Source organism: Enterobacter sp. MF024, assembly GCF_005843915.1.
Lineage (GTDB): Bacteria > Pseudomonadota > Gammaproteobacteria > Enterobacterales > Enterobacteriaceae > Enterobacter > Enterobacter barmai.
The window spans coordinates 114,836-131,648 of the sequence record NZ_VCBB01000011.1; the positions used below are offsets into that span (position 1 = coordinate 114,836).

At 58.5% G+C, this 16,813-nt stretch carries 7 protein-coding genes and 3 tRNA genes; 6 read left to right on the plus strand and 4 right to left on the minus strand.

The window, feature by feature from the left end; all coding sequences use genetic code 11:
- The first annotated feature begins 11 nt into the window (after positions 1-11).
- The 4 genes from recC to recD all read left to right on the plus strand — a co-directional run bounded on the left by recC (position 12) and on the right by recD (position 11,769).
- Entirely contained in the window at positions 12-3,386 is a 3,375-nt protein-coding gene (gene recC, locus FFB58_RS17340; protein ID WP_138370532.1) for an exodeoxyribonuclease V subunit gamma, read from the plus strand.
- A 141-nt stretch (positions 3,387-3,527) separates the two neighbouring features.
- Positions 3,528-6,410 carry a pitrilysin gene (gene ptrA, locus FFB58_RS17345; RefSeq protein ID WP_138370533.1) on the plus strand — a complete coding sequence of 961 codons (2,883 nt, stop codon included), beginning with the start codon at positions 3,528-3,530 and terminating at the stop codon, positions 6,408-6,410.
- On the plus strand, positions 6,407-9,952 hold the full coding sequence (gene recB / locus FFB58_RS17350; RefSeq protein WP_138370534.1) for an exodeoxyribonuclease V subunit beta: 3,546 nt from the start codon (positions 6,407-6,409) through the stop codon (positions 9,950-9,952). The genes ptrA and recB overlap by 4 nt, the downstream gene beginning before the upstream one ends.
- Complete coding sequence (gene recD / locus FFB58_RS17355; RefSeq protein ID WP_138370535.1) at positions 9,949-11,769, plus strand: exodeoxyribonuclease V subunit alpha; 1,821 nt, start codon at positions 9,949-9,951, stop codon at positions 11,767-11,769. Before recB ends, recD begins: the two co-directional genes overlap by 4 nt.
- Before the next feature lie 469 nt (positions 11,770-12,238).
- Here the strand turns inward: recD and argA are convergent, their stop codons facing one another.
- On the minus strand, positions 12,239-13,570 hold the full coding sequence (gene argA / locus FFB58_RS17365) for an amino-acid N-acetyltransferase (protein ID WP_039029909.1): 1,332 nt from the start codon (positions 13,568-13,570) through the stop codon (positions 12,239-12,241).
- 229 nt (positions 13,571-13,799) lie between these two features.
- Here argA and amiC point away from each other — a divergent pair, with 229 nt between their 5' ends.
- Positions 13,800-15,053 carry an N-acetylmuramoyl-L-alanine amidase AmiC gene (amiC, locus tag FFB58_RS17370; protein ID WP_138370536.1) on the plus strand — a complete coding sequence of 418 codons (1,254 nt, stop codon included), beginning with the start codon at positions 13,800-13,802 and terminating at the stop codon, positions 15,051-15,053.
- Positions 15,054-15,156: 103 nt separating this feature from the next.
- On the opposite strand, the gene FFB58_RS17375 is transcribed toward amiC, so the two are convergent.
- The 3 genes from FFB58_RS17375 to FFB58_RS17385 all read right to left on the minus strand — a co-directional run bounded on the left by FFB58_RS17375 (position 15,157) and on the right by FFB58_RS17385 (position 15,463).
- Positions 15,157-15,233: transfer RNA gene (locus FFB58_RS17375), tRNA-Met, on the minus strand.
- 33 nt (positions 15,234-15,266) lie between these two features.
- A tRNA-Met gene (locus tag FFB58_RS17380) sits at positions 15,267-15,343 on the minus strand.
- 43 nt (positions 15,344-15,386) lie between these two features.
- Positions 15,387-15,463: transfer RNA gene (locus FFB58_RS17385), tRNA-Met, on the minus strand.
- Positions 15,464-15,670: 207 nt separating this feature from the next.
- Between FFB58_RS17385 and mltA the strand changes: the two genes are divergently transcribed.
- Entirely contained in the window at positions 15,671-16,768 is a 1,098-nt protein-coding gene (gene mltA, locus FFB58_RS17390) for a murein transglycosylase A (protein ID WP_138370537.1), read from the plus strand.
- Positions 16,769-16,813 lie beyond the last annotated feature (45 nt).

Genomic DNA, 16,813 nt, shown 5'->3' on the forward strand with positions numbered 1-16,813 from the left:
TGGGAGCAGCGATGTTAAGGGTCTACCACTCAAACCGTCTTGATGTGCTGGAAGCACTGATGGAGTTTATTGTCGAACAGCAGCGGCTCGACGATCCCTTTGAACCGGAGATGATCCTGGTTCAGAGCACCGGTATGGCGCAGTGGTTACAGATGTCCCTTTCGCAAAAGTTTGGTATCGCCGCCAACATTGATTTCCCGCTGCCGGCCAGCTTTATCTGGGATATGTTTGTCCGCGTGCTGCCGGAGATCCCAAAACAGAGCGCATTCAACAAACAGAGCATGAGCTGGAAGCTGATGTCGCTGCTGCCTGAGATGCTGACCCATGACGAGTTCGTCATGCTGCGCCACTACCTGAATGACGATACCGATAAACGAAAACTGTTCCAGCTGGCGTCGAGGACGGCGGATCTGTACGACCAGTATCTGGTCTACCGGCCGGAGTGGTTAACGCGCTGGGAAGCGGGCGAGCTTGTCGACGGCCTCGACCAGGCGCAAATCTGGCAGGCACCGTTGTGGAAAGCGCTGGTTGAGCATACTGAACAGCTGGGCCAGCCGCAGTGGCACCGTGCGAATCTCTATGATCGCTTTATCGCGACCCTGGAATCCGCCTCTGAGACGCCCGCCGGGTTGCCGTCCCGGGTCTTTATCTGCGGCATATCAGCCCTGCCGCCGATCTACCTGAAAGCGCTGAATGCGCTGGGCAGGCACATCGACATCCATATTCTGTTTACCAATCCCTGTCGCCATTACTGGGGGGATATTCAGGATGCCCGCTGGCTGGCCCGTATGGTGACCCGCCAGCGTCGCCGCCTGTTTGACGAGGGCACGGTGCCGCTCTTTAAGGACAGCGAGACGGCGTCTGAGCTCTTTGACGAACAGGGTATACAGAACTTACCGAACCCGCTGCTGGCCTCCTGGGGCAAGCTGGGGCGCGACTATATCTACATGCTCTCGGAGATGACCGCCTCCGGCGAGGGGGATGTCGACGCCTTTGCGGATGTCAGTCCGGACAGCATTCTGCACAACGTCCAGCGGGACATCCTGGAGCTGGATAACCGCGCGGTTACAGGGATCACCGCCAAAGAGTTTTCCCGTAGCGACAGCAAGCGCCTGCTCGATCCTGACGATCGCAGCGTGACCGTTCACCTGTGCCATAGCCCGCAGCGTGAGGTGGAAGTACTGCACGATAAACTGCTGGCGATGCTGGAAGACGATCCTAACCTGACGCCGCGCGATATCGTGGTGATGGTGGCGGATATCGACAGCTACAGCCCCTATATTCAAGCCGTATTTGGTAGTGCCACGGGGGATCGCTATCTGCCGTTTGCGATCTCAGACCGTCGTGCTCGCCAGTCTCACCCGGCGCTGCAGGCGTTTGTCAGCCTGCTTTCCCTGCCGGACAGCCGCTTCGTTCCGGAAGATGTACTGGCTCTGCTGGATGTGCCGGTGCTGGCTGCCCGTTTTGATATTGATGAGGACGCGCTGCGCTACCTGCGCCAGTGGGTCAACGAATCGGGCGTGCGCTGGGGGATGGACGATGACAACGTGCAGGAGTTTGAGCTGCCTGTCACCGGTCAGCACACCTGGCAGTTTGGTCTTACGCGTATGCTGCTCGGCTACGCCATGGAGAGCAGTCAGGGAGAGTGGAATGCCGTTCTGCCTTATGACGAATCCAGCGGCTTAATCGCCGAACTGGTCGGGCACCTGGCTTCGCTCCTGATGCAGCTTAATCGCTGGCGTCGGGAGTTGATGAAGGCCCGTCCGCTTGACGAGTGGATGCCGGTGTGCCGGGAGATGCTCAATGATTTCTTCCTGCCGGACCAGGAAACCGAAGCGGCAATGGCGTTAATCGAGCAGCAGTGGCAGGCCATTATCGACGAGGGTATCTCCTCGCATTATGGCGAAGCGATACCCCTGTCGCTGTTGCGGGATGAACTCACCCAGCGTCTCGATCAGGAACGTATCAGCCAGCGTTTTCTCGCCGGGCCGGTGAATATCTGCACCCTGATGCCGATGCGTTCCATTCCGTTTAAGGTTGTCTGCCTGCTGGGCATGAACGACGGTATTTACCCGCGCGCGCTGGCGCCGCTGGGCTTTGATTTAATGAGTCAGAATGCGCAGCGCGGCGACCGCAGTCGTCGCGATGATGACCGCTATCTGTTCCTTGAGGCGCTGATCTCCGCGCAACAGCAGCTCTATATCAGCTATATCGGCCGCTCGATTCAGGATAATAGCGAGCGTTTCCCCTCCGTGCTGGTGCAGGAACTGGTGGACTACATCGGCCAAAGCCACTATCTGCCGGGCGATGAAGAGCTCAACTGTGACGAAAGCGAAAAGCGCGTAAAAGCGCATATCACCTGCTGCCACAGCCGTATGCCGTTTGATGCCGTTAACTACGAGGACAACGAGCAGCAGAGCTACGCCCGGGAATGGCTGCCTGCCGCGAAGAGAGAAGGGGTTGCCCATGGCGACTTTATCCAGACCCTGAAGCCGTTAGCGATCGATACCGTCCCCTTCGAGCAGCTTCAGCGCTTCTGGGCTCACCCGGTGCGGGCCTTTTTCCAGATGCGGTTGCAGGTGAACTTCCGCTCCGAGGAGAGCGAGATCCCGGATGCCGAGCCGTTTACGCTGGATGGCTTAAGCCGCTATCAGCTTAACCAGCAGCTGCTGAATGCGCTGGTGGAGCAGGAGGATGCCCAGAAGCTGTTCCGGCACTATCGCGCTGCGGGACAACTGCCGTATGGCGCCTTCGGTGAGATCGTCTGGGACGCCCAGTGTCAGGAGATGCAGGCGCTGGCAGGCCGGGTGATTGAGTGCCGTCAGCCTGGTACGAGCATGGAGATCGATCTCCACTGCAACGGTATCAATCTGACGGGTTGGCTGCAGCATGTGCAGCCTGACGGATTGCTGCGCTGGCGGCCGTCGATGCTCAGCGTTTCACAAGGTTTGCAACTTTGGCTGGAACACCTTGTCTACTGTGCGAGCGGTGGCGAAGGTGAGAGCCGGTTGTTTGTACGTAAAGACGGCGAATGGCGCTTCCCGGCGCTTCCCGCTGAACAGGCAATGAACTATCTGTCGCAGCTGGTTGAGGGTTATCTGCAGGGGATGAATAAGCCTCTGCTGCTGCTGCCAGAAAGTGGGGGGGCGTGGATTAAAACCTGTTACGACGCCACAAATGATGCCATGTTAACGGATGACGCAACCCTGCAAAAAGCGCGCAGTAAATTTTTGCAGGCCTACGAAGGCAACATGATGGTCAGTGGCGAGGGTGACGACGTCTGGTATCAACGCTTATGGCGAACCCTTGAACCTGAGTACTTTGAGGCGATTACCGACGAGGCCCGACGCTACCTGTTGCCGCTGTATAAATTTAATCAGTCCTGACATTTGTATAAAAATTGCACAGGGATGGGCATTCATTTATGATGCGCATCTTGTCATGGACTGATGTACCAAAACAAAGAGATGCTGGCTTGTCCGGCACGAAGCTTGTTAATGATGATGTCCGTGATGAAGAGGTAGTGAATGCCAGGCAGCACCTTGTTGAAATCGTTGGTTTTGTTCGTCGCTCTTTGGGCCCCCCTCAGTCAGGCAAATACCGGTTGGCAACCCGTTCAGGAAACGATCCGCAAAAGTGATAAAGACACCCGTGACTATCAGGCGATCCGCCTCGATAACGGGATGGTCGTGCTGCTGGTTTCCGACCCTCAGGCCGTAAAGTCACTGTCGGCGCTGGTGGTGCCGGTGGGCTCGCTGGAAGATCCGGAATCCCATCCGGGACTGGCGCACTATCTTGAGCACATGACCCTGATGGGCTCAAAGAAGTATCCGCAGCCTGACAGCCTGGCCGAATTTTTAAAAATGCACGGTGGCAGCCATAACGCCAGCACCGCGCCCTACCGGACGGCTTTTTATCTGGAAGTCGAAAACGATGCGCTGGAAGGTGCAGTCGATCGTCTTGCGGACGCCATTGCCGCGCCGCTGCTGGATAAAAAATATGCCGATCGTGAGCGCAACGCCGTTAACTCGGAGCTGACGCTGGCGCGTACCCGGGACGGTATGCGTATGGCGCAGGTCAGCGCCGAAACCATCAACCCTGCGCACCCCGGCTCTCGCTTCTCCGGCGGTAACCTTGAGACGCTGAGCGATAAACCGGGCAGCCCGGTGCTCGACGCACTGCACGCATTCCGCGACAAATACTACTCCGCTAACCTGATGAAGGCCGTGGTGTACAGCAATAAGCCGCTGCCGGAACTGGCGCAGCTGGCGGCCCAGACCTATGGTCGCGTGCCGAATAAAAATATTACCCGCCCGGAAACTACCGTTCCGGTGGTCACCGACGCCCAGAAAGGGTTAATCATTCACTATGTTCCTGCGATGCCGCGTAAGGTGCTGCGCGTTGAATTCCGTATTGATAACAATACTGCGCAGTTTCGCAGCAAAACCGACGAACTGGTTAACTATCTGATTGGCAACCGGAGCCCGGACACGCTCTCCGACTGGCTGCAAAAGCAGGGGCTGGTGGAAGGTATCCGCGCGGACTCCGATCCTGTCGTCAACGGCAACAGCGGTGTGCTGGCGATCTCCGCCACCTTAACCGATAAAGGGCTGGCCCATCGCGACGAGGTTGTCGCCGCGATTTTCAGCTACCTCTCGCTGCTGCGCGATAAAGGCGTGGATAAACGCTACTTCGACGAACTGGCGCACGTGCTGGACCTCGACTTCCGTTATCCTTCCATCACCCGCGATATGGACTACGTCGAGTGGCTGGCGGACACTATGATCCGCGTGCCGGTTGAGCATACGCTGGATGCGGTCAACATCGCCGATAAATACGATGCTGATGCCGTTAAAGCCCGCCTGGCGATGATGACGCCGCAGAACGCCCGTATCTGGTATATCAGCCCGAACGAGCCGCATAACAAAACGGCCTACTTTGTGAATGCCGAGTACCAGGTGGACAAAATCAGCGAGCAAACTTTCGCCGACTGGCAGAAGAGAGCCGCTGGCATCGCCCTCAAGCTGCCGGAGGTGAACCCCTATATCCCGGATGATTTCACCCTGATCAAGCCCACAAAAGAGTATCCAAAACCGCAGCTGATTGTGGATGAACCTGACCTGCGCGTGGTCTATACCCCCAGCCGCTATTTCGCCAGCGAGCCGAAAGCTAACGTCAGCATGGTGCTGCGTAACCCTGCGGCGATGGACACTGCTAAAAATCAGGTGATGTTCGCGCTGAATGACTATCTGGCGGGTATCGCGCTGGATCAGCTCAGCAACCAGGCCGCGGTAGGCGGGATCGGTTTCTCAACCAACGCCAACAATGGCCTGATGCTGAACGCCAACGGTTACACCCAGCGTCTGCCGCAGCTGTTCAAGGCGTTGCTGGAAGGCTATTTCAGCTACACCGCCACTGGGGAGCAGCTTGAGCAGGCGAAATCCTGGTATGCGCAGATGATGGACTCCGCCGAAAAAGGCAAAGCCTTCGACCAGGCCATCATGCCGGTGCAGATGCTCTCCCAGGTTCCCTATTTCCAGCGCGAAGAGCGCCGGGCGCTGCTGCCGTCCATCACCCTCGACGAGGTGATGGCCTATCGTGCCGCGCTGAAAACCAACGCCCGCCCGGAGTTCCTGGTCGTGGGCAACATGAGCGAAGATCAGGCGAAAACCCTGGCGCGGGACGTGCGTACACAGCTGGGTGCGAAGGGGACTGAATGGTGTCGTAACCAGGACGTGCTGGTCGAAAAACAGCAGAACGTGATATTCGACAAAGCAGGCAGCAGCACGGATTCCGCGCTGGCAGCGGTCTTTGTCCCGACCGGCTATGACGAATACGCCAGCTCGGCATACAGCGCCATGCTCGGACAAATCGTGCAGCCCTGGTTCTACACCCAGTTACGTACCGAAGAGCAACTGGGCTATGCCGTCTTTGCCTTCTCGATGAACGTTGGCCGCCAGTGGGGGATGGGCTTCCTGCTGCAGAGCAGTGATAAACAGCCGGATTATCTCTGGCAGCGTTTCCAGGCCTTCTTCCCGCAGGCGGAAGCGAAGCTGCGCGCTATGAAGCCAGAAGAGTTTGCCCAGATCCAGCAGGCGGTCATTACCCAGATGATGCAGCCGCCGCAGACGCTGGCTGAAGAAGCGTCAAAGATCAGCAAAGATTTTGATCGGGGTAATATGCGCTTCGATTCGCGTGATAAAGTAGTGGCCGAGATAAAACAGCTCACGCCACAGAAAGTGGCCGACTTCTTCCACCAGGCGGTGGTTGCCCCGCAGGGGATGGCTATCCTGTCACAGGTTTCCGGTAGCCAGAGTAAAAAAGCCGACGTCGCCCCGCCTGCAGGCTGGACGGTATGGAAGAGCGTGAGCGCATTGCAGCAATCTTTGCCCAGGAGTAAGAACGAATGACCGATACCGCTGAGTCCCTTAACCCCTTACGTTTACCGTTACAGGGGGAGCGACTGATAGAGGCCTCAGCGGGAACCGGAAAAACTTTCACCATCGCGGCACTCTATCTGCGACTGCTGCTCGGCCTGGGCGGCAGCGCAGCCTTCAGCCGCCCGCTCAGCGTGGAAGAGCTGCTGGTGGTGACCTTCACCGAAGCCGCGACGGAAGAGCTGCGCGGCCGTATCCGCTCCAATATTCATGAACTGCGCATCGCCTGCCTGAGACAGAGCACGGATAACCCGCTGTACGCCAGCCTGCTGGAAGAGATTAACGATAAACAGCAGGCGGCCCAGTGGCTGCTGCTGGCGGAACGGCAGATGGATGAGGCCGCGGTGTTCACTATCCACGGCTTCTGCCAGCGCATGCTCAGCCTGAACGCCTTTGAATCCGGCATGCTCTTTGAGCAACAGCTGATCGAAGATGAATCCCAGCTGCGCTACCAGGCATGCGCCGACTTCTGGCGTCGCCACTGTTATCCCTTGCCACGCGACATTGCCGAAGCGGTACACGGATTGTGGAAAGGCCCGGAGGAGCTGCTGCGGGCCATCGATCGCTATCTTCAGGGGGAAGCCCCGGTCATTAAATCTGCTCCGCCTGCGGACGAAACGCTGGCGTCCCGCCATGAGAAAATCGTCGGCCTAATTGCCACCATGAAACAGCAGTGGTCTGACAGCGTGGCAGAAATCGAGGCGGTGATTGAGCGCTCCGGCATCGACCGGCGCAAGTTTAACCGCGGCAATCAGGCAAAGTATATCGAGCGCATCACCGCCTGGGCTCAGGAAGAGAAGCACAGCTATCAGCTGCCTGACGCGCTGGAAAAATTCTCCCAGTCGTTCCTTGCTGAGCGCACGAAAGCGGGCGGCGAGGTGCCTGAACACCCGCTGTTTGTCGCCATCGACACCCTGCTGGCAGAGCCGCTGACCCTTAACGATCTAATGATTACCCGCGCGCTGGCAGAGATCCGCGAAACGGTGGCGCGCGAAAAACGCCGTCGCGGCGAACTCGGTTTTGACGATATGCTCAGCCGTCTTGATGAAGCCCTGAACAGCGACAATGGCGAGGCGCTGGCCGCCGCTATCCGGGGTCGTTTTCCGGTGGCGATGATCGACGAATTTCAGGATACCGATCCCCAGCAGTACCGCATTTTCCGCCGCATCTGGCGTCAGCAGCCTGATACTGCACTGCTGCTGATTGGCGACCCGAAACAGGCGATCTACGCGTTCCGTGGGGCGGATATCTTCACCTATATGAAAGCGCGTGGCGAAGTGGCCGCGCACTACACGCTGGACACCAACTGGCGCTCGGCGCCCGGCATGGTCGACAGTGTGAATACACTCTTCTCACAGATGAACGACGCCTTCATGTTCCGGGAAATCCCTTTTTTACCGGTCAAATCCGCCCCGAGGAACGCCACGCTGCATTTCGAGTATAAGGGCGACTTCCAGCCAGCGATGAGCATCTGGCTGATGGAGGGCGAGGGGTGCGGCGTCGGGGATTACCAGACCTTTATGGCCCAGCACTGCGCGGCACAAATCCGCGACTGGCTTAGCGCCGGGGTGCGCGGCGAAGCGATCCTGCACCGGGGCGATGACGCCCAGCCGGTGAAGGCGTCGGACATTACGGTGCTGGTGCGCAGCCGCCAGGAGGCGGCGCTGATCCGCGATGCGCTGACCCTGCTGAGCATTCCTTCGGTCTATCTCTCAAACCGCGACAGCGTGTTTGAAACGCTGGAAGCCCAGGAGATGCTCTGGCTGCTGCAGGCGGTGCTGGCACCGGAGCGTGAAAGCACTCTGCGCAGCGCGCTGGCAAGCGCCATGCTCGGTCTTAACGCCCAGGATATCGATACGCTGAATAACAGTGAGGTTCTCTGGGATGAGGCGGTAGAGGAGTTTACCCGCTACCGTGAACGCTGGCAGAAGCGGGGCGTCATGGCGATGCTGCGCGACATCATGACCCAGCGCAACATCGCTGAAAATATGCTGGCCACCGCCGGAGGCGAACGCCGCCTGACCGATATTCTGCACATCAGCGAACTGCTGCAGGAGGCGGGCGCGCAGCTTGAGAGCGAGTACGCCCTGGTGCGCTGGCTGGCGCAGCACATCGCCGAGCCAAACAGCAATGCTTCAAGCCAGCAAATGCGTCTCGAAAGTGACAAGCACCTGGTCAAAATCGTCACTATTCACAAATCGAAAGGGCTGGAATACCCCCTGGTCTGGCTGCCTTTTATTGCCAATTACCGGGTGCAGGATCAGGCCTTTTACCACGATCGTAAAACCTTTGAAGCGGTGCTCGACCTCAGCAAGGCCGACGACAGCGTGGAGCTGGCCGAGGCCGAGCGGCTGGCGGAAGATCTGCGTCTGCTGTATGTGGCGTTAACCCGTTCGGTGTGGCACTGCAGCTTAGGCGTGGCGCCGCTGTTCCGCCGTCGGGGTGAAAAATCTGGCGACAGCGATTTTCACCTGAGCGCGCTCGGGCGTCTGATCCAGCGCGGCGAGCCGAAAGACGCCGCCGGTCTGCGCCAGTGCCTGGAGGCGCTCTGCAACGACCACATCGCGCTGCAGCTTGCGGGTGTGGCAGACACCGCCCGCTGGCACATGCCGGAGCCGGTAATGCCGGATCTGCAGGCGCGGCAGGTGGCCCGCTCCCTGTTCGACGACTGGCGGGTTACCAGCTATTCCGGGTTACAGCAGAACGGGCACAGTATCGCCCAGGATCTGATGCCGCGCCTCGACGTTGATGCCTCGGGCACCGGCGATGTGCCGCAGCAGCCTGAGCTGACCCCGCACCAGTTCCCGCGCGGGGCCTCGCCGGGGACCTTTTTACACAGCCTGTTTGAAGCGCTCGATTTTACGCAGCCCGTCTCCCCGGAGTGGGTGCTGGAGATGCTGCAAAAAGGGGGCTATGACGCCCACTGGGAGCCGGTGTTGACCCGCTGGATCGCCCAGGTGCTGGAGACCCCGCTCAATGAGGAGGGCATCTCGCTGAGCAGGCTAAAGGCTGCTGATAAACAGGTTGAGATGGAGTTTTATCTGCCCGTGGCCGGACCGCTCACCGCCGATGCGCTGGATGCACTGATCCGCGAGTACGATCCCCTGTCGCAGGGCTGCCCACCGCTCGATTTTCGTCAGGTGCGCGGCATGCTGAAAGGCTTTATCGACCTGGTGTTCCGCCACAATGGCCGCTACTACCTGCTGGACTATAAATCCAACTGGCTGGGGGAAAACAGCGAAGCGTACACCCCGCAGGCCATGGCCAGGGCGATGCAGTCCCATCGCTACGATCTGCAGTACCAGCTCTACACCCTGGCGCTGCACCGTTATTTACGTCACCGTATTGCCGACTATGACTATCAACAGCATTTCGGTGGGGTGATCTACCTGTTTTTACGTGGGGTGGATGGCAGTTCGCCGGGTGCCGGTTGCTTTGCCACCCGCCCGGATGAAGCGTTAATTGATCAAATGGATAGCCTGTTTTCAGCCAGTAACGAGGAGCTAACACAATGACGATGCAGGAACACTTGCTGGAGGCCGTAGAGCAGCGCGTGCTGCGTCGTCTGGATGTGCAGTTTGCGATGATGGTGGCCGGTAACGACGAGCCGGCGGTGATGCTGGCGGCGGCAGTTTTAAGCCGTGATACGGGAGAAGGGCACGTTTGCCTGCCGCTGTCGCGACTGCGGGCCGAGGCGAAAAGCGCCGCGTTACAGCCCTGCTTTGCCCTGTTTGACGAAGAGCCGGACTGGGAAGCCACGCTCCTGCGCTCCCGCGCGGTGAGTACCGGGGATGAACCGACGCCGCTGGTGCTGACCGGCGAGCGGCTCTATCTCAACCGGATGTGGCGCTACGAGCGGGCGGTGGCCAGCTTCTTTAGCGAAGCCAACCAGCCTTTGCCTCATGACAGCGCCGACGTTCAGCGTACCCTGAACGCGCTGTTCACCTCTGATGAAGCCGTCAACTGGCAAAAGGTGGCCGCGGCGGTCGCGTTAACGCGGCGCATCTCGGTGATTTCCGGCGGGCCGGGTACGGGTAAAACCACCACCGTTGCCCGCCTGCTGGCAGCGTTAATCCAGATGGCGGGAGAGCAGAAATGCCGTATTCGCCTGGCGGCACCGACCGGTAAAGCCGCCGCGCGCCTGACCGAATCTCTGGGCGGTGCCCTGCAAAAACTCCCCCTGACCGACGCTCAGCGTACGCGATTCCCGACGGAAGCGAGCACGCTGCACCGTCTGCTCGGCGCGCAGCCGGGCAGCCAGCGCCTGCGCTACCATGCCGGAAATCCGCTGCATCTGGATGTGCTGGTGGTGGATGAAGCCTCGATGATCGACCTGACGATGATGTCCCGCCTGATCGACGCCCTGCCGCCTCATGCCCGGGTGATCTTCCTGGGCGATCGCGATCAGCTGGCCTCCGTCGAAGCGGGCGCGGTGCTGGGAGACATCTGTACCTGGGCCAGCGCCGGATTTACCGTCCAGCGCGCGCAGGAGCTCGCCAGCATGACGGGATGCGAGATGGAGGGCAACGTCAGCCCGGTGGCGGGTGCGCTGCGCGACAGCCTGTGCCTGCTGCAAAAAAGCTACCGTTTCGGCAGCGATTCAGGCATCGGACAGCTGGCGGCGGCGGTCAACCGCGGCGATCGTCACGCTATCCGCTCGGTATTTGACGGCAAATTCAGTGATATCGAGAAAAAACAGCTTCAGAGCGGGGAAGAGTATCTGGTGATGCTCGAAGATGCCCTGCAGGGGTATCAACACTTTCTGGACAGCGTGCAGCAGCAGGCCTCCGAAGCAGACATTCTGGCTGCATTTGGCGGCTTCCAGTTGCTGTGTGCCTTGCGGGATGGGCCATTTGGCGTTGCCGGACTTAACGAAAGGCTGGAGCAGGTGCTGGCGCAAAAACGGCGGATTGGTCGCCAGCCGCCTTCGCGCTGGTATGAGGGAAGGCCGGTGATGATCTCACGCAACGACAGCGCGCTGGGGCTGTTTAACGGCGATATTGGCATTGCGCTGGATCGCGGCCAGGGTTTGCGCGTCTGGTTCCAGATGCCCGATGGCAGCGTGAAATCGGTCCAGCCCAGCCGCCTGCCGGAACATGAAACCGCCTGGGCTATGACGGTGCATAAATCCCAGGGCTCTGAGTTCGATCATGCGGCGCTGATTTTACCTAACCAGATCTCCCCGGTCGTCACCCGCGAGCTGGTCTATACCGCCATTACCCGCGCCCGTCGGCGGCTGTCGCTGTATGCAGATGAAGGCGTGCTGACCCAGGCCGTCACCACCCGTACAGAGCGGCGCAGCGGCCTGAGTGCGATTTTTGAGACCCTGTGATTATTCCTTCTCCCAATGGGTTGAAGAATCCCCAGTAATTTTCGTATGTTTGATGCGATGAAATAATTTCAGGATAATAAATGACTTAAAGCGACTGCCTCGTTCGGCTGAAAATCGGCGAAGCGTTGACCGCAGGCCGGGGCGAGGCGCAGGGACGCGCCGAGAGGGTATAGCCTGCATGGATGCAGGCTGGTACCCGACCCAAAAGCCTGCGGGAATAAGCTGAGTGCACCGCGAAGCGGCGATTTTCTTTGCCGGGAGCCGGGATTGCTAAGGGGGCGGCGGCGAGCCCACTTAGCACGTTCACGGGTGACGGAGCTGACAGAGAAGCACAAAAGATACAGTGAACGGAACCACCACCACAGCCGCATGTTCCCCCTCACCCCAGCCCTCTCCCTGAATGGAGAGGGGGCAGACCGTGCCAATATTTATTGTGGTGATCCCTAAACCTGATGGGAGAGGGAAGAGCTTATCCCAGATCCGCCATCAGCACCTTAGAACGACGCTGATAGTTATACATCTCTTTCTTGGTTTCCGGCAGGGAATCAATGTCCACCGGGCTGAACCCCCGCTCCTGGAACCAGTGAATGCTGCGGGTGGTCAGCACGAACAGCTTGCTCAGCCCCATCTGGCGTGCCTGGAGAGCAATTCGCTCCAGCAACACTTCGCCGCGCGACGAGCTGCGGTAGTCAGGATGCACCGCCACGCAGGCCATCTCGCCGATCTTCTCTTCCGGGAAGGGATAGAGCGCCGCACAGGCGATGGTCAGGTTATCACGCTGAATAATCGTGAACTTGTCGATCTCCATCTCCAGCTGCTCGCGGGAGCGACGCACCAGGATCCCCTGCTGCTCCAGCGGGCGGATAAGCTCCAGAATGCCGCCGATGTCGTTGATGGTGGCGCGACGAATTTGCTCCGCGCTCTCCATCACAATCTGCGTTCCGATGCCGTCGCGAGAGAACAGCTCCTGCAGCAGGGCACCATCTTCCTGATAGCTGATCAGGTGGCTGCGGCGCACGCCGCTGCGGCAGGCTTTGATTGCGCCGCGCAGAAAACGCACGGTGCCGGAGTAATAATCACCCTGCGCCTCGAGCGCGTCGACGCGCGCCTGGGCTTCGTTCGGGAACAGCTCGGAGACGATATTCCCCAGCTCGTTGGTCACCCCCTGAGAGGAGCAGAAGCCGATCATTTTCTCAGCCTTAAGCTTGATCGCCAGCTGGGTGGCAATCTCTTCGGAGGTGAGGTTAAAGCTTTCGCCGGTGACGGAGACGGCGACCGGGCCGGTCAGCACAATCGCACCGCCGTCGAGCTGGCGATGGATGGCCTCTTCATCAATACGACGAATACGTCCGCTGTGGCAATAATCCACACCGTCATCCACGCCAAGCGGCTGGGCGATAATAAAATTACCGCTGACCACGTTAATGTGCGCCCCTTGCAGCGGGGTGTTGTTGAGGCTCATCGACAGGCGCGCGGTGATATCCAGCTGCAGCAGACCGGCTGCCTGCTTAACCAGCTCCAGCGTTTTGGCGTCGGTAACGCGGGTATGCTTGTGATAGATCGGCTCGTGATGGTGCGCGGCCAGATTCTGTTCGATCTGCGGGCGGGCGCCATAAACAACCACCAGGCGGATCCCCAGGCTGTGCAGCAGGCCTATATCATTGACTATGCTGGAGAAATTTTCATGCTCAATGGCTTCGCCACCCAGCATGACGACAAACGTCTTTCCCCGGTGGGCGTTGATATAGGGAACAGAATGACGGAATCCCTGGACCAGTTCGATTCTACGTTCCTTCACCACGGCATAACCCCTCAATGAATGTTTATTCGTAATTTTTGTATTTTTATTCGAATATGCCCTTGCGCGCAAGCCAAAATTTCCTGCGAAGCAAAGAAAAGATTCAGCGAAGTTATCGTTAACGCATGATTGTTTACCCTTTTATGGATGACAGGTTATGCATCATTCGCTAAAGTTTTCGGTCAATTTGGACGTTATGAAAAGTTATTCGATATCTTTGCTCGGGAGAAGCATGTCGGGATCCAGTAAAGCATTAAGTCGTCGCCGCCTGTTACAAGGGGCCGGAGCAATGTGGTTGCTTAGCGTCAGTCAGGTAGGACTTGCCGCCGTCAGTCAGGTCGTCGCGGTGCGTGTCTGGCCATCGTCGACCTATACACGCGTGACGGTCGAGTCGAACCGGGTGCTGAACTATAAGCAATTCGCTCTGAGCAACCCGGAACGGATAGTGGTGGATATCGAAGGCGTAAATCTTAACTCGGTACTGAAGGGAATGAGCGCCCAGATCCGCGGCGACGATCCTTTCATCAAGTCCGCGCGGGTCGGGCAGTTTGATCCGAAAACCGTGCGCATGGTGTTTGAACTTAAGCAGAACGTGAAACCGCAGCTGTTTGCCCTGGCACCGGTGGCGGGCTTTAAAGAGCGTCTGGTGATGGATCTCTATCCTGCCAACGCGACCGATATTCAGGATCCGTTGCTGGCCCTGCTGGAAGATTACAATAAAGGCGATCTCGAAAAACAGGTGCCGCCAGCGCAAAGCGGCCCGCAGCCGGGCAAAGCCGGGCGCGATCGCCCGATTGTGATCATGCTCGATCCTGGGCACGGCGGAGAGGACTCCGGCGCGGTAGGCAAATACCGGACGCGGGAAAAAGACGTGGTGCTGCAGATCGCCCGTCGCCTGAAGTCCCTGATCGACCGGGAAGGCAATATGCGCGCGTACATGACGCGTAACGAAGATGTCTTTATTCCGCTGAAGGTGCGGGTCGCGAAAGCGCAAAAGCAGCGCGCGGATCTGTTCGTCTCCATCCATGCTGACGCCTTTACCAGCCGTCAGCCGAGCGGTTCATCGGTGTTTGCCCTCTCCACAAAAGGGGCGACCAGTACCGCCGCACGCTATCTTGCTGATACCCAGAACGCCTCTGACCTTATCGGTGGGGTGGGAAAGAGCGGGGATCGCTACGTCGACCACACCATGTTCGATATGGTGCAGTCGCTGACCATCACCGACAGCCTGAAGTTTGGCAAAGCGGTGCTGGGTAAGCTCGGCAATGTGAACAAGCTGCATAAGAACAGCGTTGAGCAGGCCGGTTTTGCGGTGTTAAAAGCGCCGGATATCCCGTCGATTCTGGTGGAAACCGCGTTTATCAGTAACGTGGAAGAGGAGCGCAAACTCAAGACGGCGAAGTTCCAGCAGGAAGTGGCAGAGTCGATACTGTCAGGGATTAAGGCTTACTTCTCGGATGGGGCGACGCTGGCAAGACGCGGATAACCTCACCATAGCCCGGCGGCGCTGCGCTTGCGCGGGCCTACGGGTGGGCTGGCGACAAAAACAAAAAAACACCCGAAAGGGTGTTTATTGTTTTCAGAAGTGTTGGTTGCGGGGGCCGGATTTGAACCGACGACCTTCGGGTTATGAGCCCGACGAGCTACCAGGCTGCTCCACCCCGCGGCACCGTACTGCTTGTACTTCTTTAAATTTGATTGGTTGCGGGGGCCGGATTTGAACCGACGACCTTCGGGTTATGAGCCCGACGAGCTACCAGGCTGCTCCACCCCGCGTCCGTCTTTCTGCTTTGCAGAAGATACTTCATCAAATTTTAATTGGTTGCGGGGGCCGGATTTGAACCGACGACCTTCGGGTTATGAGCCCGACGAGCTACCAGGCTGCTCCACCCCGCGTCCGTGGAAGCGCACTATACTCTGCTGACTTTTTGTTGCAACCCTTTTTCGTAAAAATCACCAAATTAGGCGTTGTGTTGCCCGCAATAACGACAGTTAGACTGTTTTTTGCGCAAAATTTGCGTGAGGGAAGGTAATCGCATTTCAATACCCCTGCCGGTTTGTTATCTTCGGTGCGCAGAATCGGGCAACTTATAGATGGGATATATGAAAGGACATTGGGCGAAGTATCTGATGACGGGCGCGATAGTAGCTATTCTGGCTGCCTGTTCCTCCAAACCGACCGATCGCGGTCAGCAATATAAAGACGGGAAACTGACCCAGCCTTTCTCTTTAGTGAACCAGCCGGACGCCGTGGGCGCGCCTATTAATGGCGGAGACTTCGCGGAGCAGGTAAACCAGATCCGCACCGCGTCGCCGCGGCTGTATGGCTCGCAGAACGCCGTCTATAACGCCGTGCAGGACTGGTTACGTGCCGGGGGCGATACCCGCACCATGCGCCAGTACGGTATCGACGCCTGGCAGATGGAAGGCACCGACAACTACGGTAACGTCCAGTTTACCGGCTACTACACCCCGGTGGTGCAGGCGCGCCATACCGCACAGGGTGAGTTCAAATATCCTATTTACCGCATGCCGCCAAAACGCGGCCGCCTGCCGTCCCGCGCCGAAATCTACTCGGGTGCCCTGAGCGACAACTATGTCCTCGCCTACAGCAACTCGCTGATGGATAACTTCATCATGGACGTGCAGGGCAGCGGCTATATCGATTTTGGTGACGGCAGCCCGCTTAACTTCTTTAGCTACTCCGGCAAGAACGGCCATGCGTATCGTAGTATCGGTAAGGTGCTGATCGACCGTGGGGAAGTGAAACGCGAAGATATGTCGATGCAGGCGATCCGCGAGTGGGGCGAGAAGCACAGCGAATATGAGGTGCGCGAGCTGCTGGAGCAGAACCCGTCGTTTGTCTTCTTTAAACCGCAAAACTTTGCGCCGGTGAAAGGGGCAAGCGCGGTACCGCTGATTGGCCGTGCGTCGGTGGCTTCAGACAAGACGGTGATCCCGCCGGGCACCACGCTGCTGGCAGAAGTCCCGCTGCTGAATAATGAAGGCAAGTTCAGCGGCCAGTACGAGCTGCGTCTGATGGTGGCGCTGGACGTTGGCGGCGCGATTAAAGGCCAGCACTTCGATATTTATCAGGGCATTGGTGCCGATGCCGGCCACCGTGCAGGCTGGTATAACCATTACGGACGCGTATGGGTGCTGAAATCCGCAGCAGGCGCGGGCAACGTGTTTAGCGGCTGAGTGTGGTAATATTGACGCTATGTTTTCCGGGGTGAGGGGCAACTC